This is a genomic window from Hydrogenophaga sp. T66, assembly GCF_057219855.1.
This window is the reverse complement of record NZ_JBXVVX010000001.1, coordinates 1,258,678-1,282,043: the sequence shown is the minus strand read 5'-3', so window position 1 is coordinate 1,282,043 and position 23,366 is coordinate 1,258,678. Positions and strand designations below refer to the sequence as shown.

The 23,366-nt window shown below is 69.3% G+C and carries 22 protein-coding genes and 1 tRNA gene; 6 read left to right on the top strand and 17 right to left on the bottom strand.

All coding sequences use genetic code 11. From position 1 onward, the window contains the following. Window positions 1–5 precede the first annotated feature (5 nt). The 3 genes from prmB (at window position 6) to AC2D80_RS05950 (ending at window position 3,229) form a co-directional block, all read left to right on the top strand. Window positions 6–890 (top strand): 50S ribosomal protein L3 N(5)-glutamine methyltransferase, encoded by an 885-nt coding sequence (gene prmB / locus AC2D80_RS05960; protein WP_484632051.1) that lies wholly within the window; start codon window positions 6–8, stop codon window positions 888–890. Next, window positions 887–2,908: an ABC-F family ATP-binding cassette domain-containing protein gene (locus tag AC2D80_RS05955; protein ID WP_484632050.1), complete on the top strand. Its 2,022-nt coding sequence runs from the start codon at window positions 887–889 to the stop codon at window positions 2,906–2,908. Before prmB ends, AC2D80_RS05955 begins: the two co-directional genes overlap by 4 nt. 75 nt (window positions 2,909–2,983) lie before the next feature. Beyond that, a complete protein-coding gene (locus AC2D80_RS05950; protein WP_484632049.1) occupies window positions 2,984–3,229 on the top strand; it encodes a GlsB/YeaQ/YmgE family stress response membrane protein in 246 nt (81 codons plus the stop codon). A gap of 60 nt (window positions 3,230–3,289) precedes the next feature. Here AC2D80_RS05950 and AC2D80_RS05945 read toward each other — a convergent pair. From AC2D80_RS05945 to tolB, 6 genes are all read right to left on the bottom strand, one after another. Next, window positions 3,290–3,365 (bottom strand) — tRNA-Lys (locus AC2D80_RS05945). Window positions 3,366–3,404: 39 nt separating this feature from the next. Next, window positions 3,405–4,223 (bottom strand): tRNA threonylcarbamoyladenosine dehydratase, encoded by an 819-nt coding sequence (locus AC2D80_RS05940; RefSeq protein WP_484632048.1) that lies wholly within the window; start codon window positions 4,221–4,223, stop codon window positions 3,405–3,407. Continuing rightward, window positions 4,220–5,323, bottom strand: coding sequence for a YeeE/YedE family protein (locus tag AC2D80_RS05935; RefSeq protein WP_484632047.1), 1,104 nt, complete (start codon window positions 5,321–5,323; stop codon window positions 4,220–4,222). Before AC2D80_RS05935 ends, AC2D80_RS05940 begins: the two co-directional genes overlap by 4 nt. A gap of 66 nt (window positions 5,324–5,389) precedes the next feature. Further along, window positions 5,390–6,169, bottom strand: coding sequence for a tol-pal system protein YbgF (ybgF, locus tag AC2D80_RS05930; protein ID WP_484632046.1), 780 nt, complete (start codon window positions 6,167–6,169; stop codon window positions 5,390–5,392). Window positions 6,170–6,180: 11 nt separating this feature from the next. Next, on the bottom strand, window positions 6,181–6,732 hold the full coding sequence (pal, locus tag AC2D80_RS05925; protein ID WP_484632045.1) for a peptidoglycan-associated lipoprotein Pal: 552 nt from the start codon (window positions 6,730–6,732) through the stop codon (window positions 6,181–6,183). A 65-nt stretch (window positions 6,733–6,797) separates the two neighbouring features. Next, complete coding sequence (gene tolB, locus AC2D80_RS05920) at window positions 6,798–8,114, bottom strand: Tol-Pal system beta propeller repeat protein TolB (RefSeq protein ID WP_484632044.1); 1,317 nt, start codon at window positions 8,112–8,114, stop codon at window positions 6,798–6,800. Between the two features lie 185 nt (window positions 8,115–8,299). On the opposite strand from tolB, the gene msbA reads away from it, so the two are divergent. After that, window positions 8,300–10,114: a lipid A export permease/ATP-binding protein MsbA gene (msbA, locus tag AC2D80_RS05915; protein WP_484632043.1), complete on the top strand. Its 1,815-nt coding sequence runs from the start codon at window positions 8,300–8,302 to the stop codon at window positions 10,112–10,114. Between the two features lie 99 nt (window positions 10,115–10,213). On the opposite strand, the gene rng is transcribed toward msbA, so the two are convergent. The 9 genes from rng to AC2D80_RS05870 form a co-directional block, all read right to left on the bottom strand. Then, window positions 10,214–11,737 (bottom strand): ribonuclease G, encoded by a 1,524-nt coding sequence (rng, locus tag AC2D80_RS05910; protein WP_484632042.1) that lies wholly within the window; start codon window positions 11,735–11,737, stop codon window positions 10,214–10,216. Window positions 11,738–11,771: 34 nt separating this feature from the next. Further along, window positions 11,772–12,392, bottom strand: a complete 621-nt coding sequence (locus AC2D80_RS05905) for a Maf family protein (RefSeq protein WP_484632041.1) — start codon at window positions 12,390–12,392, stop codon at window positions 11,772–11,774. 149 nt (window positions 12,393–12,541) lie between these two features. Then, a complete protein-coding gene (gene rlmH / locus AC2D80_RS05900) occupies window positions 12,542–13,009 on the bottom strand; it encodes a 23S rRNA (pseudouridine(1915)-N(3))-methyltransferase RlmH (RefSeq protein ID WP_484632040.1) in 468 nt (155 codons plus the stop codon). Further along, a complete protein-coding gene (gene rsfS / locus AC2D80_RS05895) occupies window positions 13,006–13,854 on the bottom strand; it encodes a ribosome silencing factor (RefSeq protein WP_484632039.1) in 849 nt (282 codons plus the stop codon). The genes rlmH and rsfS overlap by 4 nt, the downstream gene beginning before the upstream one ends. Next, window positions 13,851–14,474, bottom strand: coding sequence for a nicotinate (nicotinamide) nucleotide adenylyltransferase (nadD, locus tag AC2D80_RS05890; protein ID WP_484632038.1), 624 nt, complete (start codon window positions 14,472–14,474; stop codon window positions 13,851–13,853). The genes rsfS and nadD overlap by 4 nt, the downstream gene beginning before the upstream one ends. Then, the gene (gene hemF, locus AC2D80_RS05885) at window positions 14,474–15,394 is read right to left on the bottom strand and encodes an oxygen-dependent coproporphyrinogen oxidase (RefSeq protein ID WP_484632037.1); all 921 of its coding nucleotides are present in this window, start codon (window positions 15,392–15,394) and stop codon (window positions 14,474–14,476) included. The genes nadD and hemF overlap by 1 nt, the downstream gene beginning before the upstream one ends. A gap of 2 nt (window positions 15,395–15,396) precedes the next feature. Continuing rightward, window positions 15,397–16,047, bottom strand: coding sequence for a 1-acyl-sn-glycerol-3-phosphate acyltransferase (locus AC2D80_RS05880; protein ID WP_484632036.1), 651 nt, complete (start codon window positions 16,045–16,047; stop codon window positions 15,397–15,399). Continuing rightward, a complete protein-coding gene (purD, locus tag AC2D80_RS05875; RefSeq protein WP_484632035.1) occupies window positions 16,044–17,321 on the bottom strand; it encodes a phosphoribosylamine--glycine ligase in 1,278 nt (425 codons plus the stop codon). The genes AC2D80_RS05880 and purD overlap by 4 nt, the downstream gene beginning before the upstream one ends. A gap of 122 nt (window positions 17,322–17,443) precedes the next feature. Beyond that, the gene (locus AC2D80_RS05870; protein WP_484632034.1) at window positions 17,444–18,163 is read right to left on the bottom strand and encodes a YebC/PmpR family DNA-binding transcriptional regulator; all 720 of its coding nucleotides are present in this window, start codon (window positions 18,161–18,163) and stop codon (window positions 17,444–17,446) included. A 78-nt stretch (window positions 18,164–18,241) separates the two neighbouring features. On the opposite strand from AC2D80_RS05870, the gene AC2D80_RS05865 reads away from it, so the two are divergent. Both AC2D80_RS05865 and AC2D80_RS05860 read left to right on the top strand, forming a co-directional pair. Then, window positions 18,242–19,792, top strand: a complete 1,551-nt coding sequence (locus AC2D80_RS05865; protein WP_484632033.1) for a helicase HerA-like domain-containing protein — start codon at window positions 18,242–18,244, stop codon at window positions 19,790–19,792. Between the two features lie 11 nt (window positions 19,793–19,803). Then, window positions 19,804–20,280 (top strand): DUF1499 domain-containing protein, encoded by a 477-nt coding sequence (locus AC2D80_RS05860; RefSeq protein WP_484632032.1) that lies wholly within the window; start codon window positions 19,804–19,806, stop codon window positions 20,278–20,280. Window positions 20,281–20,385: 105 nt separating this feature from the next. Here AC2D80_RS05860 and clpA read toward each other — a convergent pair whose 3' ends face one another. Continuing rightward, complete coding sequence (gene clpA / locus AC2D80_RS05855; RefSeq protein WP_484632031.1) at window positions 20,386–22,725, bottom strand: ATP-dependent Clp protease ATP-binding subunit ClpA; 2,340 nt, start codon at window positions 22,723–22,725, stop codon at window positions 20,386–20,388. Window positions 22,726–22,802: 77 nt separating this feature from the next. Continuing rightward, window positions 22,803–23,159, bottom strand: a complete 357-nt coding sequence (gene clpS / locus AC2D80_RS05850; RefSeq protein ID WP_484632030.1) for an ATP-dependent Clp protease adapter ClpS — start codon at window positions 23,157–23,159, stop codon at window positions 22,803–22,805. Window positions 23,160–23,366: the final 207 nt, after the last annotated feature.

Genomic DNA, 23,366 nt, shown 5'->3' with positions numbered 1-23,366 from the left:
TCACCGTGACCCTGTCCGACCTGCTGCGCGACGCGCAGCACCGCCTTGAGGCCGCCGGCCTGTTCTTCGGCCACGGCACCACCAACGCCCGCGACGAGGCCGCCTGGCTGGTGCTGTGGCGCCTGGGCCTGCCCCTGGACGCCGATCTGAGCCCTGAGCCGGGCGGACTGGCCCAGCACCCGGTCACGCCGGCCGAGGCCGAGGCCGTGCACGCGCTGCTGCAACGCCGCATCGACACCCGCGAACCCGCGGCCTACCTCACGGGCGAAGCCTGGCTGCAAGGCGTGCCGTTCCACATCGACCGCCGCGCCATCGTGCCGCGCAGCTTCATCGCCGAGCTGATTGCCGACGGCAGCATCGATCCCTGGCTCAGCGACACCACGCGCGATGTGCTGGACTTGTGCACTGGCAACGGCAGCCTCGCCGTGCTGGCCGCCCTGGCCTGGCCCGACATCCGTGTGACCGGCGCGGACCTGTCCACCGAGGCGCTCGCCGTGGCGGCCCTCAACGTGGCCCGCCACGGGCTTCAGGATCGCGTGACCCTGGTGGAAAGCGACGGACTGGCGGCCTGCCTCGGGCCCTGGGACCTGATCCTGTGCAACCCGCCGTACGTCAACGCGGCCAGCATGGCCGCGCTGCCGGCGGAGTACCGCGCCGAGCCCGCACTGGCGCTGGCCGGCGGCGACGACGGCATGGACTTCATCCGCGGCCTTCTGGCGCAGGCGTCGACGGCGCTGCGCCCCGAAGGCGTGCTGGTGCTGGAAATCGGCAACGAGCGCACGCACTTCGAGGCCGCGTTCCCGCACCTGCCGGTCGAATGGCTGCCGACCAGCGCCGGCGACGATCAGGTGTTGCTCATCACGCGCGACGCGCTGGACACCACCGCATGATCACCCTGCGCGACGTCGTGCTGCGGCGCGGCACCCGGGTGCTGCTTGACGGCGCCTCGGCCACCATCAACCCCGGGGAAAAGGTCGGCCTCGTCGGTCGCAACGGCGCCGGCAAGTCCAGCCTGTTCCGCCTGCTCGACGGCGCGCTCCACGAGGACCGCGGCGACTTCAGTGTGCCAACGCAATGGCGCATGGCCCAGGTCGCGCAGGACATGCCCGAAACCGAGCAGGACGCCACCGGCTTCGTCGTCGATGGCGACACCACGCTCCTCGCCGCCCGCGCCGCGGTGGCCGAGGCCGAGGCCAGCGGCGACGGCGAGTCGATGGCCCACGCCTACACCGCCCTGCACGACGCCGGCGCACACGACGCCACCGCCCGCGCGCAGGCCCTGATCCTCGGGCTGGGCTTCCGGCCTGACGAGCTCACGCGCCCGGTCAACAGCTTCTCCGGCGGCTGGCGCATGCGCCTGCAGCTGGCCCGCGCCCTCATGTGCCCGAGCGACCTGCTGCTGCTCGACGAGCCGACCAACCACCTCGACCTCGACGCCCTGGTCTGGCTCGAAGGTTGGCTGCAGCGCTACCCCGGCACCCTGCTGGTCATCAGCCACGACCGGGAGTTCCTCGACGCGGTCACCAACGTCACCCTGCACATCGACGCCGCCCAGCTGCGGCGCTACGCAGGCGGCTACACCCGCTTTGAGGCCCAGCGCGCCGAGCAGCTCACGCTGCAGCAGGCGGCCTTTGCCCGTCAGCAAGACCGCATCGCCCATCTGCAGAAATTCATCGACCGCTTCAAGGCCAAGGCCAGCAAGGCCAAACAGGCCCAAAGCCGCGTCAAGGCGCTGGAGCGCATGGAAAAGCTCGCGCCGGTGCTGGCCGAAGCCGAGTTTTCCTTCGAGTTCAGCGAGCCCGACAGCCTGCCCAATCCGATGCTCGTGCTGCAGGACACCACCGTCGGCTACCCCGGCAGCGAAGGCGGCGCGGCGGTGCCCATCGTCCGCGGCATCCAGCGCTCGGTGCTGGCTGGCCAGCGCATCGGCATCCTGGGCGCCAACGGCCAAGGCAAATCGACCCTGGTCAAGACCATCGCCGGCGTGCTCGCACCGCTGGACGGGCAGCTCACCGAAGGCAAGGGCCTGCAGATCGGCTACTTCGCGCAGCAGGAGCTCGACGTGCTGCGACCCGACGACTCGCCGCTGGCCCACATGATCCGCCTCGCCCGCGACCTCGGCGCCACCGGGCGCCTGGGCAACCAGGCCACGCGCGAGCAAGACCTGCGCGGCTTCCTTGGCACCTTCAACTTCACCGGCGACCAGGTGTTCCAGGCCGTGGGCACCATGAGCGGCGGTGAGAAAGCGCGGCTCGTGCTCGCCATGATCGTGTGGCAACGGCCCAACCTCCTGCTGCTCGACGAACCCACCAACCACCTCGACCTCGCCACCCGCGAAGCGCTCGCCGTGGCCCTCAACGGCTTCGAAGGCACCGTCATGCTCGTCAGCCACGACCGCGCCCTGCTGCGCAGCGTGTGCGACGAGTTCTGGCTCGTCAGTCGCGGCGGCATCGAGCCCTTTGACGGCGACCTCGACGACTATCAGCGCTACCTGCTCGACGTGGCGCGGCAAGCCCGCGAGGCCATCCGCGACGCCGCGCGTGAGGCCTCCCGCGACAGCCGCGAGGCCGCCCGAGTCAAAGCCGCAGCGTCTTCGACCACCACGCCCGTCGCCACCGCGGCGCCCGCGCCCTCCGCCGCCGAAGCCCGCCGCCTGGACGCGCAGCGGCGCCAGCAGCGGCTGGAACAACTCCGGCCCCTGCGTCGAGAGCTCGAACAGGTCGAAAAACGACTGGCTGAACTCGCCACCCGCAAAGCCTCGCTCGAAGCCGCCTTGTCGCGCCCGCTATCACCCGCCGACATCGCCCAGGCCGGCCGCGACCTCAAGGCCGTCAACGACGAGAACGACACCCTCGAACAACGCTGGCTTGAACTCGGCGAGGCCATCGAAGCGATCGGCCCGGCCTGACCGGGGGTGGGGGTGTCCGCCGCGGCGCGGCGCTACAGTGGGCGCCCGTCATTTCCTCAGGAAAGGAACCGCCCCGTGTCGATCCTCATCACCATCGTCATCGGCTTCATCGCCGGCCTCATCGCCCGCGCCATCAAACCCGGCAACGACAGCATGGGCTGGATCATGACCACCCTGCTGGGCATCGCCGGCTCCTTCGTCGCCAGCTACGGCGGCAGCGCCCTTGGCCTGTACGCCCCCGGCCAGGCCGCCAGCTTCATCGCCTCGGTCATCGGCGCCGTGCTGATCCTCATCGTGTGGGGCTTCGTGCGCAAAAGCTGACGCGCCTCGGCGCGCCCAAAACAAAAAGGCCCAAGTCTTGCGACTTGGGCCTCATGTTTTTGGTAGGACGTGGCAGGCTCGAACTGCCGACCAACGGATTAAAAGTCCGCTGCTCTACCAACTGAGCTAACGTCCCACGCTTTTCGCGATGTCCTTTGCAGCACCCCGCGAAGCCTCAGATTATAGCGTGGTTTTTGGTGCCTTTTGAAGCCGGCTTCACTTTTTCCCCGGCGCCCCGCGCGATCGTGTCGATCACATGGCCGGCGGCGGCCATGCCGAAGGTGGCGGTAACGCTCACGAGTGAGCCGTAGCCGTGGCAGTTGAGGCTGCCATCGCCGCCGTCGAGCGCGCACGACGGATCGGGCGGCGCCACGGGCTCGCGGCTGAACACGCCAGTGACCCCCATGGCTCCGGCGCGCGGCGCCCCATGGTGCTTGCGCAGGCGGTAGCGCAGCTGCGCGAGAAGCGGGTCGTGGGTGATGTCGGCCAGATCGGCGAGCGCCACCGCTTCCGCGCGGCGCTTACCACCGGCCGCACCGACGCTGACGAAAGGCAGGCCGTTCGCCACCGCCCAGGCGGCGAGCGCGGTCTTGGCGCGCACCTGATCGCAGGCGTCGATCAAGGCATCGGGGCGCTCGCCACCAAGCAGCGCGGGCCAGTTGTCGGGTGTCACGAAATCGTCGATGCAGACAACGTCGGCCTGCGGGTGGATCGCGGCAATCCGGTCGCGCAGGGCCTCGGCCTTGGCCTGGCCGAGGGTGTCGTCCGTGGCCTGCAGCTGGCGGTTGATGTTGGACTCGCTCACGTGGTCGAGATCGATCAGCGTCAGGCGCCGCACACCGCTGCGCGCCAGGGCCTCGACCGCCCAGGAGCCCACGCCGCCCAGGCCGACCACCGCGACGTGGGCGTCAAAGACACGCTGCGCGCCCGCCACGCCAAACAGCCGCCGCAGCCCGCCGAAGCGGCGCTCGAAGGCGGCGTCGGTCTCGGTCACTCGCGCTCCAGCAGCCACATCTGGAAGCGGAAGCCCAGCCAGGCGCCCGCCACGATGGCCGCCACCGCCACCGCGCTCATGAGGCTCAGCGTCGACAGGCCAGACAGGCCCTGGCCGACGGTGCAACCCAGCGCGGTCACGCCGCCGGCGCCCATGCAGACGCCGCCCACCAGGTGCAGCGCGGTGTCGCGGGTGCCATTGAGCCCTTCCCAGCGGAAGCTGCGCTCCCACAGGGCGCACACCGCCGAGCCCACGACCACGCCGACCACCGTGACCACACCGAAGGTCAGGACCTTGGCGCGGTCGCTGTAGAACATCAGCCAGTCCAGCGTGGTGGCCATGGGCGCACTGAAGCTCAGGGATTCCATGCGCCCGGTGGTGCTGCCCAGGTACACGGCTTCGAGCGTCTCGGGGTGTTCGGCCACAAAGCCGAGGCGGCCGCTGACCCACCACATCGCCACGATGCACAAGCCAATGCCAGCGCCGGCGAGGAGGTTGTTGCCGGTGCGGAAGTCGCGCGAGGCGAGTGCCCAGCCGATCAGCGCCAGTCCCAGCGCCACGGCCGCCAGCGTGCCGGCGTCGCCACCGGCCGCCCGGCCCATCCAGCCGGCCAGCGTGGCCGCGCCGTCGAACTCCAGCACCGCGCGGTCCACCGTGTTCACCCGCCACACGCCAAACAAGCCGCGCAACGTCATGAACGCGGCCACGCCCATCACGACAAACACCACCAGCGCGCGCAGGCTGCCCGCGCCAATGCGCACCAGCGTCTTGCCGCCGCAGCCGGACGCGAGCACCATGCCGAAGCCGAACAGCAGCCCGCCCACCACCGCCGAGAGCCACATCACGCGCGGGCCGGTGTACAGCGCCGCGCCGGCGTCGATCCAGCCCAGCCAGACCAGCGCGTGAAACCCGATCGCCGCCACGCCAATGGCCATGACCCACATGCGCAGACGGTTCAGGTCACCGAAGTTGAACGCGTCACTCAGCGCGCCCATGGTGCAGAAATGGGTCCGCTGGCTGATAAAACCAAAGGCGACGGCGACGGCAAAGGCCGCCCACAGAACGGTGGTGTGCAGGGAGTCGAGGGCGGCAGCGTCCATGGCGCGCGATTGTAGGAGCGGCGGTCGTGGGACCGCCGCTGTCGGGTCTCCCGCGCGCGGGAACGGTCAGCGCAGGCGGGCGAGCCGCTCGCGGGCCGCGGCGGCGGCTTCCGATTGCGGGTAGCGCTTGATCAGGTCTTCCAGCGTGCGCCGCGCGCCGCGGGGATCCTTGAGCTCCACCTGGCTGTTGGCCATCGCCAGCATCGCCTCGGGGGCGCGGGCGTGGGTGCCGAACTCGTTGACCAGCCGGGTGTGGCTGACGATCGCGTCCTTGTAGGCGCGGTTGGCGTACTGCGCGTTGCCCAGCCAGTACAGGGCGGACGGGGTGTAGCCGCTGTTGGGGTGCTTGCGCAGGAACACGGTGTAGGCGGTGGCCGCGGCCTCGAACTCGGAGCGGCGCAGCGTGTCCATGGCGGCGTCGAACTCGCGCTTCTCGGCCGGCTGGGCGCTGAAGCTCAACCCGTCGAGCTCGACCTTCAGCGGCTCCACCTGGCGCAGGCGCTCGTCCAGCCCGACCTGCACGTCTTTCTGCGCCCGCTGCAGCTCCGCCACCTCGCGCGCGAGCTGCTCGTTCTGGCCCCGCAGGCGGGCGATTTCGGCGCGCAGCTGCTCGATCTGGTTGGCCAGATCGAGCAGGCCGCGGCGGGTCGTGGCTTCGCTCTCGGCCGCCGCGGCTTCCTGAGCCGCCCGGTTGGCGTCCACCTTCTGCCGCAGCTCGATGATGGCCTTGCGGGCCTCATCGTCGCCAAACAGCGCGTGGGCGGACAGCGGCGCGAACGCCGCCATGGCCACGGTCAGCGCCGCCAGCGGCCCGCGCGGGAAGGTCCAGTCGGTCAGGCGGGCCATGGCGTCGGTCCTCAGCGGTAGGTGATCTCGACGCGGCGGTTCTTGGAGAAGGCGGCTTCGTCGGCGCCGGCTTGGGCGGGCTTCTCCTCACCGAAGCTCACGGCCTCCATCTGCGACTCGCTCACGCCCAGCAGCGACAGCGAGCGACGCACGGCCTCGGCGCGCTTCTGGCCCAGCGCCAGGTTGTATTCGCGGCCGCCGCGCTCGTCGGTGTGGCCTTCCAGGCTGACGCGGGCGGTCTTGTTGGCGTTGAGGTAGCGGGCGTTGGCTTCCAGCGCGGCCGCAAACTGGCTCTTCACCTCAAAGCTGTCGTAGTCGAAGTAGATGACGCGCTGCAGGGCCTGGGGCTGCGCGCTGCCGGCGCCGGGGACCTGCACGCCGGCCACTCCGCGCTGGTCAACACCGCTGCCCTGGCCACCGGCACCGGCGGCGGTGCCGCTGCGGTCGGCGACGGGGACTTCGTCGAGCTTGACGTTGGAGCCGCAGGCGGCCAGCAGCGCGGCGGTGGAGAGGGCGACGGACAGGCCGGCCCAGCGGCGGAGGGTGGAGCGGGTGTGGGTCATGGTGACGTTACCTAGGGTTGAAAAAGCGGGGGATACGAAAGCGGTAGATACGAAAACAACCAAGATCAGCGCAGGAACGGGCCCCACTCGGGCTCGCGGATGTCGCCCTGCGAGCCGGCCAGGCGGGTCTTGATGCGACCGTCGACCGTGGTGGTCATGAGCGCTTCCTGGCCTTTGTCACGGGTGGCGTAAATGATCAGTCGGCTGTTGGGCGAGAAGCTGGGACTCTCGTCGGCCGAGGTGTCGGTGATGGCGCTCACCGCGCCGCTGGCGAGGTCCATCACGTGCAGGCGGAAAGCGCCGCCCACACGGGACACATAAGCGAGCCACCGGCCGTCGGGGCTGGGCGCGGGGGAGATGTTGTAGTTGCCGCTGAAGCTCAGGCGCTGCGCGTTGGCGCCCCCGGCGTCCATGCGGTAGATCTGCGGCGAGCCGCCCCGGTCGCTGACAAAGAAGATCGACTTGCCGTCAGCGCTGAACACCGGCTCGGTGTCGATACTGCCGCTGTTGGTCAGGCGCCGCGGCTCGCCACCGCCCGCGTCCATCGCGTAGATCTGCGCGTTGCCCGAGATCGAGAGCGTGGCCACCACGGTGCGGCCGTCGGGCGACCAGCTCGGTGCGCTGTTGGAGCCGCGGAAGTTGGCCAGCAGGCGGCGGCGCCCGGTCGCCACGTCGTGGGCATAGATCACCGGCTTGCGCGCCTCGAACGACACATAGGCCAGCTGTCCGCCGTTGGGCGCCCAGCTCGGGGAGATGATGGGCTCGGGGCTGGTGAGGGCGGCGCGGGCGTTTTCGCCGTCGGCGTCGGCCACCCACAGGTGATGGCGGTTGGCCGACTTGGTCACGTAGGCGATGCGCGTGGAGAACACGCCTTTGTCGCCGGTGAGCTTTTCATAGACGTAGTCGGCGATGCGGTGCGCAGCCAGGCGCAGATCGGCGGCCGACACGGGGTAGCTCAGACCACCGAGGTCCTGGGCACGCACCACGTCCCACAGGCGGAAGCGCACGTCGAAACGGCCGTCGGCCAGCCGCATCACGCTGCCGGTGAGCAGGGAGTCGGTGCCGCGCTCGCGCCACGGCGCGAGGTCGGGGCGGGAGGTTTCATCGAGGCCGCCGCCGACCGGTTCGACAAACCGGAACTGGCCGCTGCGCTCCAGGTCGGCGCGCACGATGGCCGCGATGTTTTCGCTGGCCACGTCGTTGCCGCGAAACGCCACCACGGAAAACGGAAACTGGGTCAGCCCGACACCGGCCACCTCGACGCGGAACTGCGCGTGGGCAGGCGCGAGGGGCCAGGACAGCAGCGGCAGACTCGACAGCAGGCCCACGGCTCGGCGGCGCGCCAGGGATGCCGTCGCGGCAGGGCGGATCGAAAGGGTCATGTGGAGGTTGTCGGGCCGGAAAAACGGCGGAACGAGGGCCGGCGGCGACCGGTCGATAATACCGGACGCGCCACACACACCCGTGACAAGATGTGCGCGCGGCCCTGTGCCACTGCGGCTCACTGACCCGCGGCGGCGCGCCGAGTTCCCGGGCCCGATCCCGACCCACCGATTTTTTCGCCCGCGTGTCCGAACCCTCCCCCGCCTCCGACGCCGCACCGGCCGCCCCCGCGCCCCCGCGCGGCACGCTGTCGCAGCGGCTGCGCCGCGTCTGGCCCTACTTCCGCGGCGCCCGGCCGGGCATCGTCATCGCCGCACTGGCCACGGTGATCGGCGCGCTCACCGAGCCGGCGATCCCGGCGCTGCTGCAAGGTCTGCTCGACAAGGGCTTCAGCGCGGGGCAGGTGCCTTTGTGGATGGTGCCGGTGGCGCTCATCGGTCTGTTCGCCGTGCGCGGCATGGCCACCTTCGTGGCGCAGTACGCCCTGGCCTACACCGCCAACATCGGCGTGCTCAACCTGCGCCGGGCCATGTTCGCCAAGCTCAACGACGCCGAGCTCACCCTGTTCGCCCGGCAAAGCGCGAGCAAGCTGTCGAACACGCTGGTGTACGAGGTGCAGAACGGCTCGCAGCAGCTGGTGTCGGCCTTCCTCACCCTGGCCAAGGACAGCCTCACCGTGCTCGCCCTCATGGGCTACCTGCTGTGGTTGAACTGGAAGCTCACGCTGATCGTGCTGGCGGTTTTTCCCGGGCTGATTCTCATCATGCGCGTGCTCTCCAAGCGCCTGTACCGGCTCACGCGCGCCAGCCAGGAGGCGACCGACGCGCTGGCCTACGTGGTCGAAGAAAACGCGCTGGCCCACCGCATGATTCGGCTGCACGGCGCGCAGGCGCAGCAGGCCGAGCGGTTCGACGGTCTGTCGGTGGCCCTGCGACGACTGGCCCTGAAGTCCACGGTCGCCATGGCCGCGATGACACCACTCACCCAGATCCTCGCCGCCACCGCCCTGTCGGCCGTGATCGCGGTGGCCCTGTGGCAAAGCACCACCAGCGGCGTGACCGTCGGCAACTTCGTCGGCTTCGTGACCGCGATGCTGATGCTGATCACGCCCATCCGCCACCTCGCCGAAATCACCGCGCCCATCACCCGCGGACTCGCCGCGCTGGAGCGCGGGCTGGAACTGATCGAGCAGACGCCGGAACAGACCGGCGGCGCCCACCGCGCCGACCGGGCGCGCGGCGCCATCGCCTGGGAGACGGTGTGGGTGCGCTACCCCGAGCGGGAGGGCGACCCGACCGCCACGCGGGCCGCGGCACTGCGCGGGGTGTCGCTTCGCATCGAGCCGGGCGAGGTGGTGGCCTTTGTCGGGCCGTCGGGTTCGGGCAAAACCACCCTGGTCAACACCCTGCCCCGCTTCGTGGACATCGCGGAAGGCCGCGCCACGCTCGACGGCGTGGCCCTGCCCGAGTGGGACCTAACCAGCCTGCGCCGGCAGTTTGCCCTGGTCAGCCAGGACGTGGTCATGCTCAACGACACGCTCGCCGCCAACGTGGCCCTGGGCGACAGTGCCTCCGCCATCGACGAAGCACGGGTGCGCGCCGCGCTGGCGTCGGCCAACCTCGGCGATCTGGTCCTGCGCCTGCCGCAGGGCATCCACACGCCGGTGGGGCACAACGCGGCCGAACTCTCCGGCGGCCAGCGCCAGCGGCTCGCCATCGCGCGGGCGATCTACAAGGACGCGCCGGTGCTGATCCTCGACGAAGCGACGTCCGCGCTGGACAACGAAAGCGAGCGCCTCGTGCAGGACGCGCTCGCCCGGCTCATGACCGGCCGCACCACCCTGGTGATCGCCCACCGTCTCTCCACCATCGAACACGCCGACCGCGTGGTCGTGCTGGCCGACGGCCGCATCGCCGAACAGGGCACCCACCGCGACCTGATCGCCGCCGATGGCCTCTACGCCCGCCTGCACGCGCAGGGCATGCGACCCGAGGTGTAAGCGGGCGAAGAGGCTCCACCCAGAACACCGCGGAACCGGCTTTGCCGGGCCGCAGGTGTTGCCCCTGGGGGAGGCGCCGCAGGCGCTTCGGGGGGGACCCTAGAGCAACACGATGTCGTACTGTTCCTGCGTCATCGTGCTCTCGCTCTGCAGCGAGATGGGCTTGCCGATGAAGTCGGACAGCCCGGCCAGGTGGGCCCGCTCCTCGTCCAGGAACAGCTCCACCACCTTGGGCGAGGCCACCACGCGGAACTCGCGTGGGCTGAAGGCCCGCGCTTCGCGCAGGATCTCGCGCAGGATGTCATAGCACACGCTGCGCGCTGTCTTGACCGAGCCCTTGCCGCTGCAGGCTTCGCAGGGCTCGCACAGCATGTGGGCCAACGACTCGCGCGTGCGCTTGCGGGTCATCTCCACCAGACCGAGCTGCGAGAAGCCACCGGTCATGGTCTTCACCCGGTCGCGCGCAAGCTGCTTGCGGAACTCGGCCAACACCGCCTCGCGGTGGTCTTCCCGGGTCATGTCGATGAAGTCGACGATGACGATGCCGCCGAGGTTGCGCAGGCGCAGTTGCCGCGCGATGGCCTGCGACGCTTCCAGGTTGGTGCGGAAGACGGTGTCGTCGAAATTGCGCGCACCGACGAAGCCGCCCGTGTTCACATCCACGGTGGTGAGGGCCTCCGTCTGGTCGATCACGAGGTAGCCACCCGACTTCAGGTCAACCCGCCGGCTCAGCGCCTTCGCGATGTCCTCGTCGATGTGGAACAGGTCGAAGATCGGGCGCTCGCCGGCGTAGTGCTGCAGCTTGGCCACGGTGTCCGGCATGAACTCGCTGGCGAAGGCGGTGAGCAGACCGTGTTGCTCGCGGGAGTCGATGCGGATGCTGGCGGTCTGCGCGCCCACCAGGTCGCGCAGCACGCGCTGCATCAGGTTGAGGTCTTCATGCAGCAAGGTGGCGGGGGGCTGGCGGGCGGCGGCGTCGCGGATCCGGGTCCAGGTCTTGCGCAGGTAGGCCACGTCGTCGCGCAGTTCGTCGTCGCTCGCATCTTCTGCGTTGGTGCGCAGGATGAAGCCACCCGCCGGGCTTCCATCGGGCAACGCCGTCAGGCTCTGCAGACGCTGGCGCAGCGCCTCGCGCTGGGCCGGCGGAATCTTCTGCGACACACCGATGTGGTTGTCCTGCGGCAGGAACACCAGCAGCCGACCAGCGATGCTGATCTGCGCCGTCAGGCGCGCGCCCTTGGTGCCGATCGGGTCCTTCAGCACCTGGACCATCAAGGCCTGCCCCTCGAATATCTGCCGCTCGATCGGCAGCACCGGGTTGGGCGCCAGCACCTTCGCACCCGCGTCGCCGCTCTCGGCCGCCTGCTGGCGCTGGGGCGCGTGCTTCGCCGCGATGTTGGGCATCAGGTCCGCCACGTGCAGAAACGCCGCACGGTCCAGACCGATGTCGATGAAGGCCGATTGCATGCCGGGCAGCACGCGCGACACCTTGCCCAGGTAAATGTTGCCCACCAGGCCGCGCTCGAGCGTGCGCTCCAGGTGCACTTCCTGCACCGCGCCCTGCTCCACCACGGCCACACGGGTTTCCTGCGGAGACCAGTTGATGAGGATGTCCTGCGTCATGGGTGCCTGGGGTCAAGGGTCAGTGGGTTCGTCATCAATAAAGGGCCAGCCCCGCGGCGCGCAACAGCGCCGCGGTCTCGTGCGCGGGCAAGCCAACGATGCCGGTGTGGCTGCCGGTGATGCGGCTCACCCACAGACCGGCTTGTCCCTGGATGGCGTAGGCCCCGGCCTTGCCCATGGGCTCTCCGCCCTCAACGTAGCGGCGGATCTGCGCGGCGCTGAGCGGCGCGAAGGTCACGGTGGAGACGCTGAGCGCGGTCCAGCGCCGCCGTCCGAGGCCCACACCCACGGCGGTCAGCACCCGATGGGTACGGCCGGACAACGCAGCCAACATGGCCCGCGCCTCGGCGGCATCCGCCGGTTTGCCCAGGATGCGGCGCCCCAGCGCCACCGTCGTATCGGCGCACAGCACCGGCGCGGCGGGCAGCCCGCGCCGGGCCCAACGCGCCATCGCGGCCTCCAGCTTGAGCGCGGTGACCCGCTGCACATAGACCGCCGGCGCCTCCGACCCGCGCACCGCCTCCAGCGACTCCACATCCTCGTCGTCATCGGGCAGCAACAACTCGGGGCGCACGCCCCACTGCTGCAACAAATCCCGCCGACGCGGACTCTGCGAGGCCAGGTAGATCCACGCGCCACCGCCGGGCCGTCCCAAGGTGGCGCGCTCCCCCGCTGGGGGCAGCGACCCGCGCAGCGGGGACGCGAGGGGGGCCTTTGTCTCACCGCCGGGCCGTCCCAAGGTGGCGCGCCCCCCCGCTGGGGGCAGCGACCCGCGCAGCGGGGACGCGTGGGCAGTCTTGGTCGTCATTCGCGGTGGTACGGGTGGTTGGCGTTGATGGACCAGGCGCGGTAGAGCTGCTCGATCAGCAGCACGCGCACCATCGCGTGCGGCAGCGTGAGGTCGGAGAGGCGCATCCGCTGGTGGGCGCCATCCCTGAAGGCCGGCTCCAGGCCGTCGGGGCCGCCAATCACCAGGGCCACATCATCGCCGCCGAGTTGCCACTGCTTCAGTTGCTGGGCCAGCGCCTGGGTGGTCACCGGCGTGCCCCGCTCGTCGAGCGCGACCACACGGGCACCGCGCGGCACCGCGGCTTCGATGCGCTGCCGCTCGGCAGCCCAGAGGGTTTCCACGGTTTTGGAGCCACGCGGTTCGGTTTTGACCGCCTTGAGCTCGACCCGCAGGTCGGGGGGAAAGCGCTTGGCGTAATCGTCGTAGGCGGTCTGCGCCCAGTCGGGCACCTTCTGCCCGACCGCGACGATCACCAGCTTCATGCCCGGGACTTGCCGGCCGCCGGCTTGGCCGAGGCCTGGCGCGAGGCCGCCTTCGCGGGCGCGGCGGCCTTCGCAGCGGGTTTGGCGGCTGATTTCGCGGCAGGCTTCTTCGCTGCCACCTTCTTCGCCGTCGGCGCACCCACCACGACTTTCGGCAACGCCACGCGAGGCTTTTTGGCGGGGGCCTTCGCCGCTGACTTGGCGGGCGCCCTGGTTGCGGTTTTGGCCGCGGCCTTGGCGGCTGACTTCGCGGGAGCGGCTGAACGGGCGGGTCGCTGGGCGGTCGCCTTCGCGGTCGGCTTCGTCGCCTTGACCGCGGCTTTGGCGGCGGCCTTGGCGGCGGTGGACTTCGCTTCGGACGGGGTGAGGGACTTGGCAGCGGTCTTCGCGGCCGTCTTGCTCGCCACCTTGCTCGCCGTCTTGGCCGGCGCTTTGGCCTCGGTGCCCGCCGCGGCGCGGGGGGCGGGCGCGGCCTTGGCCGGCGCCTTCAGACGCACGGGCTTGGCACCCCAGATTTCCTCCAGGCGGTAGTACTGGCGAATCACCGGCTGCATCACGTGGGCCACGGCCTGGCCGCAGTCCACGATGATCCATTCGCCGTTGTCCTCACCCTCCACGCGGGGCTTGTCGAAGCCGGCCTCACGCACCGCATCCACCACGCTGGCGGCCAGCGCCTTGGTCTGTCGGTTGGAGGTGCCACTGGCCACAATCACCCGCTCAAACAGCGGGGACAGGGCCTCGGTGTTGAACACCACGATGTCTTGACCCTTCACATCCTCCAGCCCCTCGACGATGGCTCGTTGCAGTTTCTGGATGTCTTTCTTGGCGGCGGTGTCGCTGGTCATGAAGGGTTCTGGTAGAGGTGGTGTTGCGAAATATAGCCTGCGACCGCGGGTGGCACCAGTTCGCGCAGGGCCGCGGCACGCGAGGCGGGATCGGCGAGGCGCGCGCGGATCGCGGTGGCACTGAGGTCGGAGAGGGTGAGGCTCAGGCGCGCGGGCGGCGCGCCGAGGTCGTCTGTGGGGGGCATGGCAGGGACACCGGCGCGGCCAGCGACCGCCACCGTGGCCCAGGCCCGGATGTCGCCGGGGCGGCGCCAGCCGGCGAAACCGCGCCACTGGTCCTCGCCGATCACGAGGAACCACTCGGCCGCCGGGTGCTCCCTGCGCAAGGCTTCCAGCGTGTCCACGGTGTAGCTCGGGCCCGGACGGCGCATCTCCCGGTCGTCGAGAGACACCCCGGGCAAGTCGCCGAAGGCGGCTGCGCACAGGGCCAGGCGGTGGGTTGCGGGGGTCAGGGTGCGTGTCTTGTGCCAGGCGTCGCCGGTCGGGATGATGAGCAGACGGTCCAGGCGCAGCTGGGCCAGGGCGGCGCGCGCCACGGCCACGTGGGCGTGGTGCGGCGGGTCGAACGCGCCGCCGTAGACCCCCAGGCGCGCGCGGGCCCCGGCGCTCGGATCGCCCATCAGGCCCAGTCCCGAGGCACGAGGAAGTGGCTGTACAGGCGAGCCTCCGGGCTGCCGGGCTGCGGCCGGCGGTTGTAGGCCCAACTCACCAGCGGCGGCATCGACAACAAAATCGACTCGCTGCGCCCGCCCGACTGCAGGCCGAAATGCGTACCACGGTCCCACACGAGGTTGAACTCGACATAGCGGCCACGGCGGTAGAGCTGGAAGCTGCGCTCGCGCTCGCCCCAGGCCATGTCCTTGCGCCGGTCCACGATCGGCAGGTACGCGTCCAGAAAGGCGTTGCCCACCGCACGCAGCATGGCGAAGCTGCCCTCGAAGCCGAACTCCGCGAAATCGTCGAAGAAAACGCCCCCGATGCCGCGCTGTTCCTGGCGGTGTTTCAGGTGGAAATACTCGTCGCACCAGCGCTTGAACCGCGGGTACTTGTCCACGCCAAACGGATCGAGCGCGGCCTTGCAGGTGCGGTGGAAATGGACCGCGTCTTCTTCAAACGGGTAATAGGGCGTGAGGTCCATGCCGCCGCCAAACCAGCACACGGGCGCGCCACCGGCCGGGGTGGCGGCGATCATGCGCACGTTCATGTGCACGGTGGGCACGTAGGGGTTGCGGGGGTGAAAGACCAGCGAGACGCCCATCGCCTCGAACGGCGCTCCGGCGAGCTCGGGGCGGTGCTGCGTGGCCGACGGCGGCAAACGGGGGCCGGTCACGTGGGAGAAGCCGCAACCCGCGCGTTCAAACACCGGGCCATCTTCCAGGATCTGCGTGATGCCGTTGCCTTGCAGGGTCTCGCCCGGCGGCTTGCGCCAGCGGTCGACCACGAAACTGCCGCCATCGACCATGGCCACGGTCGAGGTGATGCGGTCCTGCAGACCGGTGAGGTAATCGCGCACCTGCGCGACGGGGTTTTTGCTGCTCATGGTCACACCGTATCGGCCTTCACCGGTTTGGGCAAGGGTTGCACAGGGCTGGCCTGGTCGGCCCGCAAGCCGCGCACGCCCTCGTAGGCCGCGGCGATCCGCGGGTAATCGAGCGCCGGATCCCCCGTGAGGGACAGGAACTGTGTCAGATCCACCGTCTTGCGTCCGTAGTCCAGCCGCACACAGGCCAGGGGGACCGATGCACCGCAGGCGACCTGATAGAAGCCGCTGCGCCAGCCGGACGTGCGGCGGCGGGTGCCCTCGGGCGACAGGCCAAGCCAGAGCAGCTCATCGGCCGCCCGCGCCTCGTCGAAGGCGGCGACCATCTCGCCGACCGCGCCACGCGGGGAGTGCCGAACCAGCGGCATGCCGCCGAGCCAGCGCATCCACCGCCCCAGCAGGGGCACGCGGAACAGGCTGTCCTTGCCCCACCAGCGCGCGGGCACGCCAATGGCCCACTTCGCCAGCACCATGACGATGAAGTCCCAGTTGCTGGTGTGCGGGTACACGATGGCCACGCCCTGGCGGGTCGGAAAACCGTCGAACGCCACCCGCCAGCCGATCAGGCGCAGCGCCGCCACCGCCAGACGCGAGCCGCGAAAACGCACGGGTCGGCTGGCCGGGAGCGTGTCCCGGGTCGGTGACTCGTTCATCCCAGCGCGCGGTGGCCGATGTCGCGGCGGCACTGCATGCCGTCGAACGCAATCCCGTCGAGCGCGGCGTAAGCCCGCGCCCGCGCGGCCGACACGCTGTCGGCCAGCGCCGTGACACACAGCACCCGCCCGCCGCTGACCACCACCGCGCCATCGCGCTCGGCGGTGCCGGCGTGGAACACCATGCAGTCGTCCTGGTCGGCGGGTAGCCCGGTGATCGCGTCGCCCTTGCGCGGATCGAGCGGATAGCCGGCCGCTGCCATCACCACGCCCAGCGCCACGCGCGGGTCCCAGTCGAGATGCACCCGGTCCAACTCGCCGCGCGTCGCCGCCAGCAGTACCTCGGCCAGGTTGCTGCGCAGCCGCATCATGATCGGCTGCGTCTCCGGATCGCCCATGCGGCAGTTGAACTCCAGTGTCTTGACCGCCCCATCGGGGGTGATCATCAGGCCGGCGTAAAGAAACCCGGTGTACGGGATGCCGTCGGCCTTCATGCCGCGCAGCGTGGGCAGGATCACCTCCTCCATTGCCCGGCGGTGCACGGCCGGGGTGACCACCGGGGCCGGCGAATACGCGCCCATGCCTCCGGTGTTGGGGCCCTGATCGCCGTCCTTCAGGCGCTTGTGGTCCTGGCTGGTGGCCAGCGCGAGCGCATGCTCCCCGTCGCACAGCACGATGAAACTGGCTTCTTCGCCGGCCAGGAATTCCTCGATGACCACACGCGCCCCGCCCTCGTTGTGGGCGACACCGAGCTTGTTGTCCAGCAGCATGAAGTCGATCGCCTCGTGCGCCTCGGCCAGCGTCATCGCGACCACCACGCCCTTCCCCGCGGCGAGCCCGTCGGCCTTGACGACGATGGGCGCGCCCTGCGCATCGACATAGGCGTGGGCCAGCGCCGCATCGGTGAAGGTGTCGTAGGCGGCGGTGGGAATGCCGTGCCGCTTCATGAAAGCCTTGCTGAACGCCTTGGAGCTCTCCAGCTGGGCGGCCTGCTGCGTCGGCCCGAAGATCGGCAGCCCGTGGGCGCGGAATTCGTCCACCACCCCGGCGGCCAGCGGCGCCTCGGGGCCCACCACCGTGAGCGCGACGCCGTTGGCCTGCGCCCACGCACGCAGCGCCGCCTTGTCGGTGATCGGGAGATTGATCAACTCGGCGTCGCGCGCCGTGCCGGCATTGCCCGGCGCCACGAAAACCTGCTCCACCCCCTCCGACTGCTTCAGCCGCCAGGCCAACGCATGCTCACGGCCACCGCCGCCAATCACCAAGACTTTCACATCGTTCTCCAGAAAAGCCGCCGCGCGCGCGAGGCGTTCAACCGAGGCGGCCGCAGAACCGGCTCCGCCGGGCTGCCGGCCGCGCCCCTCGGGGGGTGACGCCGCAAGGCGGCGCGGGAGGATCAGATCTCTGCGTTGTGGAAGACGTTCTGCACGTCGTCCAGGTCTTCCAGCACGTCCAGCAGCTTCTGCATGCGGGCAGCGTCGTCGCCGGTCAGGGCCACCGTGTTTTCGGCGCGCATCGTCACCTCGGCGATGTCCGGCTTGAGGCCCTTGGCTTCCAGTGCGTTCTTCACCGCCTCGAAGTCGCCTGGTGCGGTCAGCACCTCGATCGCGCCATCGTCGTCGGTGATCACGTCCTCCGCGCCCGCCTCCAGCGCCACCTCCATCACCGCGTCTTCCGAGGTGCCGGGCGCAAACACGAGCAGCCCGCAATGCTTGAACTGGAAAGCCACCGAGCCGTCGGTGCCGAGGTTGCCCCCATGCTTGCTGAAGGCATGGCGCACTTCAGCCACGGTGCGCACCCGGTTGTCGGTCATGGTGTCCACGATGATGGCCGCACCGGCAATGCCGTAACCCTCGTAGCGGATTTCCTCGTAGCTCACGCCGTCCAGGTTGCCGGTGGCCTTGTCAACGTTGCGCTTGATGTTGTCGGCCGGCATGTTGGCCGCCTTGGCCTTGTCGATCGCCAGGCGAAGCCGCGGATTCATCGTCGGGTCACCGCCGCCACTGCGCGCGGCCACGATGATTTCACGGGTCAGGCGCGTCCAGATGCGCCCGCGCTTCTCGTCCTGGCGACCCTTGCGATGCTGGATGTTCGCCCATTTGCTGTGTCCGGCCACGAAAACGTCCTCTTGCCCGTTGGGCTTTGATCTAATAAGCCCACGATTTTACGTTTCCACCGCCCCGAGGGACCCGCCATGGCCGAACCGCAGCCGATTGCCCGCAACGCCACCACCACCTGCCACCTGCTCCCCGGGCTGGCCAACCGCCATGGCCTGATCACCGGCGCCACCGGCACCGGCAAGACCGTCACCTTGCAAAAGCTCGCCGAATCGTTTTCGGCCATCGGCGTGCCGGTGTTCATGGCCGACGTGAAGGGCGACCTCACCGGCATCAGCCAGCCTGGACGCATCGGGGAGAAGATGGCCGGCATCCTGCGCGACCGCGGCATCGAGCTGCCGGCGCCGGTGCAGTGTCCGGTCACGCTGTGGGACGTGTTCGGCGAGCAGGGCCATCCGGTGCGCGCCACGGTGAGCGACATGGGTCCGCTGCTGCTGGCCCGCATGCTCGACCTCAATGACACGCAGACCGGCGTGCTCAACCTGATCTTCAAGATAGCCGACGACAACGGCCTGCTGCTCCTGGACATGAAGGACTTGCGGGCCATGCTGCAGCACGTCGGGGACAACGCCAAGCAATTCACCACCGCCTACGGCAACATCAGCGCCGCGTCGATCGGTGCGATCCAGCGGGGCTTGATGCAGATCGAACAGCAAGGCGGGGACCGCTTCTTCGGCGAGCCGATGCTCGACATCCACGACTTCATGCAGACCGTCGGCGGGCGCGGGGTGATCAACATCCTGGCGGCCGACAAGCTGCTCAATGCACCGCGCCTGTACGCCACCTTTCTGCTCTGGATGCTGTCCGAGCTGTTCGAAACCCTCCCGGAGATCGGCGACCCGGACAAACCCAAGCTGGTGTTCTTTTTCGACGAGGCCCACCTGCTGTTCAACGACGCGCCGAAGGTGCTGATCGAACGCATCGAACTGGTGGTCCGCCTCGTGCGTTCCAAGGGCGTCGGGGTGTATTTCGTGACGCAGAACCCGCTGGACATTCCCGACACGGTGCTCGGGCAGCTGGGCAACCGCGTACAGCACGCCCTGCGGGCGTTCACCCCGCGCGACCAAAAGGCCGTGAAGTCCACCGCCCAGACCATGCGTCCCAAAGCCGGGCTGGACATCGAGGCCGCGATCACCGAGCTCGCCGTCGGCGAGGCCCTGGTCAGCCTGCTGGACGCCAAAGGTCGCCCGAGCGAGACCGAGCGCGTGTTCGTGCTGCCACCCGGCAGCCAGATCGGTCCCATCACGCCCGATCAGCGCCAGCAGCTGCTGCGCGACTCGCTGGTCAGCGGCACGTACGAAAAGGTCGTCGACCGCGAGAGCGCCTACGAGATGTTCCAGGCCCACGCCGGACAGCGCGGCGCCGCCGACGAGGCAGCGGCCGACGGCGCGCCGCGTCAGCCCCGCATCCCGGGTGCGCCCGCCGAACCGGCGGCCGATGCCGCGGGCGGCGGGCTCGGCGGCATGCTCAATGAGGCCCTGTTCGGTCGGACCGGCCCGCGGGGTGGGCAGTACGACGGCCTCGTTCAAACGATGGCCAAGACCGCGGCGCGCACCGTCGCCAGCAGCCTGGGGCGCCAGCTCGTGCGAGGCGTCCTCGGCGGCCTGCTCGGCGGTAAACGCCGGTGAAGGCGCCGACCGTGGCCGCCACCCTCGCCGCCGTGCTCGCGGCCGGCCTGCTTGCCGCCCAGCTGGGCGCACTCAGCGGTTCGCCGCCCAACGATCTGGGTGTGCGCGACGGGCTGCTGAAGCCACCGTCCACCACCCGCAACAGCGTCAGCAGCCAGGCCGAACGCCATCCCGGACACCCGCAGCGCGACTACGCCACCATCGCCCCCCTGCCCTTCAAGCCCGGCGGCGCCTCGGCCAGCCTCGCCGCGCTCGACACCGCCCTGAGCGAGGTGCCGGGCCTCACGCCGGTGACCCGCGCGCCAGACTACCGGCGGCTGGAGGCGCGCACACGGTGGCTGGCGTTCGTCGATGACGTGGAATTCTGGGCCGACCCCTCGGCGGGCGTGATTCATGTGAGAAGCGCCAGCCGCCTGGGACGCGAGGATTTCGGCGCGAACCGCGAGCGCGTGGAGGCAATCCGAGCGGCCTACGCCCGCCAGCCCTGATTCACCGCCCCGGCAACACGGTCGCCGGGGCCGCCTCGAGTCGCCGCCACGGAAAACACAAAACCCCGCCGAGGCGGGGTTTTGTCTGGCAAGCCCGTCGGGGTCTCAGACCTCGGTGGCTTCCTCCGGCTTGGCTTTGCCTTCCTTCTTCGGCAGCGGCTGGATGTCGAGGTCCACGTCGTGGATCTCCTTGCCGTCCTCGCCGGTCTTGGTCACCAGATCCACGGTCAGACGGCCGCCCTCGGTCAGACGACCGAACAGGAGTTCGTCGGCCAGCGCACGGCGGATCGTGTCCTGGATGAGGCGCTGCATCGGTCGCGCGCCCATCAGCGGATCGAAGCCCTTCTTGGCCAGGTGCTGGCGCAGCTGGTCGGTGAACGTGACCTCCACCTTCTTCTCGGCCAGCTGCTGCTCGAGTTGCAGCAGGAACTTGTCGACCACGCGCAGGATGATCTGCTCGTCCAGCGGCTTGAAGTTGACGATGGCGTCCAGCCGGTTGCGGAACTCCGGCGTGAACAGCCGCTTGATGTCGGCCATCTCATCGCCGGCCACCCGCGGATTGGTGAAGCCGATGGTCGCCTTGTTCATGGTCTCAGCGCCCGCATTGGTGGTCATGATGATGATCACGTTGCGGAAATCGGCCTTGCGCCCGTTGTTGTCGGTCAGCGTGCCGTGGTCCATGACCTGCAGCAACACGTTGAAGATGTCGGGGTGCGCCTTCTCGATCTCGTCGAGGAGCAGCACCGCGTGCGGCTTCTTCGTGATGGCCTCGGTCAACAGGCCGCCCTGGTCGAAACCCACATAGCCGGGCGGCGCACCGATCAAACGGCTCACCGCGTGGCGCTCCATGTACTCGGACATGTCGAAGCGGATCAGCTCGATGCCCATGATGTAGGCGAGCTGCTTGGCGGCTTCGGTCTTGCCCACGCCGGTCGGTCCGCTGAACAGGAACGCGCCGATGGGTTTGTCCGCCTTGCCCAGGCCGGACCGAGCCATCTTCACGCTGGCCGCCAGCACCTCCAGCGCCTTGTCTTGGCCGAACACCACGCTCTTGAGGTCGCGCTCCAGCGTCTGCAGCTTGCTGCGATCGTCGTTGGACACGTTCGCCGGCGGAATGCGCGCGATCTTCGCCACGATCTCCTCAACCTCGACCTTGCCGATGGTCTTCTTGCGCTTGCTCGGCGCCAGGATGCGCTGGGCCGCGCCGGCCTCGTCAATGACGTCAATGGCCTTGTCGGGCAAATGCCGGTCGTTGATGTACTTGGCCGACAGCTCGGCTGCGGCCTGCAGCGCGGCCACGGCGTACTTGACGTTGTGGTGCTCCTCGAATCGGGACTTCAGGCCCTTGAGGATGTCCACCGTCTGTTCCACGGTTGGCTCAACCACGTCCACCTTCTGGAAGCGCCGCGACAGGGCCGCGTCCTTCTCGAAAATGCCGCGGTACTCGGTGAAGGTGGTCGCACCGATGCACTTGAGCTGCCCGCTGGACAGCGCCGGCTTGAGCAGGTTGGAGGCGTCCAGCGTGCCGCCGGAGGCGGCGCCGGCACCGATCAGGGTGTGGATCTCGTCGATGAACAGGATCGCGTTGGGCTTGTCCTTGAGCGACTTGAGCACGCCCTTGAGGCGCTGCTCGAAGTCGCCGCGGTACTTGGTTCCGGCCAGCAGGGCACCCATGTCGAGGGAGTAGACCGCCGACTCGGCCAGGATTTCCGGCACGTCGCCCTGCGTGATGCGCCAGGCGAGGCCTTCGGCAATCGCGGTCTTGCCCACGCCGGCTTCCCCCACCAGCAACGGGTTGTTCTTGCGGCGGCGGCACAGGATCTGGATCACGCGCTCGACCTCGTACTCCCGCCCGATCAACGGGTCGATCTTGCCGTCTTTGGCCGCCTGGTTGAGGTTCTGGGTGAACTGCTCCAGCGGCGACTGCTTCTCGTTGCCCTTGGCCTCGGTCCCCTGCTCTTCGTTCTCTGCCGCGCTGTCACCGGGCTTGGAAGCCTCGGGGGGATCGCTCTTGCGGATGCCGTGGGCGATGAAGTTGACCACGTCGAGACGGGTCACACCCTGCTGGTGGAGGTAGTAGACCGCGTGCGAGTCCTTCTCGCCGAAGATCGCGACCAGCACGTTGGCGCCGGTGACTTCCTTCTTGCCGTTGCCGGTGGACTGCACGTGCATGATCGCGCGCTGGATCACGCGCTGGAAGCCCAGCGTGGGTTGGGTGTCGACCTCGTCGGTGCCGGCGACCTGGGGCGTGTTGTCTTTGATGAAATTCGTCAGGGACTTGCGCAGGTCGTCGATGTTGGCAGAGCAGGCGCGCAACACCTCAGCGGCGCTGGGGTTGTCCAGCAGCGCCAGCAGCAGGTGCTCCACGGTGATGAATTCGTGCCGCTGCTGCCGGGCCTCGACAAAGGCCATGTGGAGGCTGACTTCAAGTTCTTGGGCAATCATGGGCACTTCCTTGGGCTGGGGTCGGGATTCGGTGTTCGGTGATCACCAATGGTGTCGCATGTGGGGCGGCTGGTGGCTTATTCAACCGGTTCGCTCAGGCATTGCAGCGGATGACCCGCCGCCCGGGCCGCCTGCAGCACCTGGTCGACCTTGGTGCTGGCGACGTCGCGCGAGTACACACCGCAGATGCCTTTGCCCTCGAGGTGAATCTTGAGCATGATCTGCGTCGCTGTCTCGCGGTCTTTGCTGAAGAATTCCTGAATGATGTGCACGACGAACTCCATCGGGGTGTAGTCGTCGTTGAGCAGCACCACCTGATACATCTGCGGCGGCTGTACGCGCTGCGTCCGGCGCTCCAGCACGACCGCGTCGTCGGTGCCCGCGTCCGGCGGCGTGACCGGCTTGTTCGGGGGGGTGGGAGTCTGGGAAGCCATGAACCCATTCTAGCGGCGCGTCCCCCGCTGCGCAGGCCGGGGAAATAGCCCCCAGGGCCTGCGTGCCGGGACGGACGGAACCGCTGGAGCGCACGGAGTTCATGGCCTCATTGTGAAGCGCGCGGCGCGACTTCGAAGGCCCGAGCAGGACGGCGAACGCACCGCTCTTCCGGCGGTTGAACGCACCATGAAAAACGCCCCGCCGGG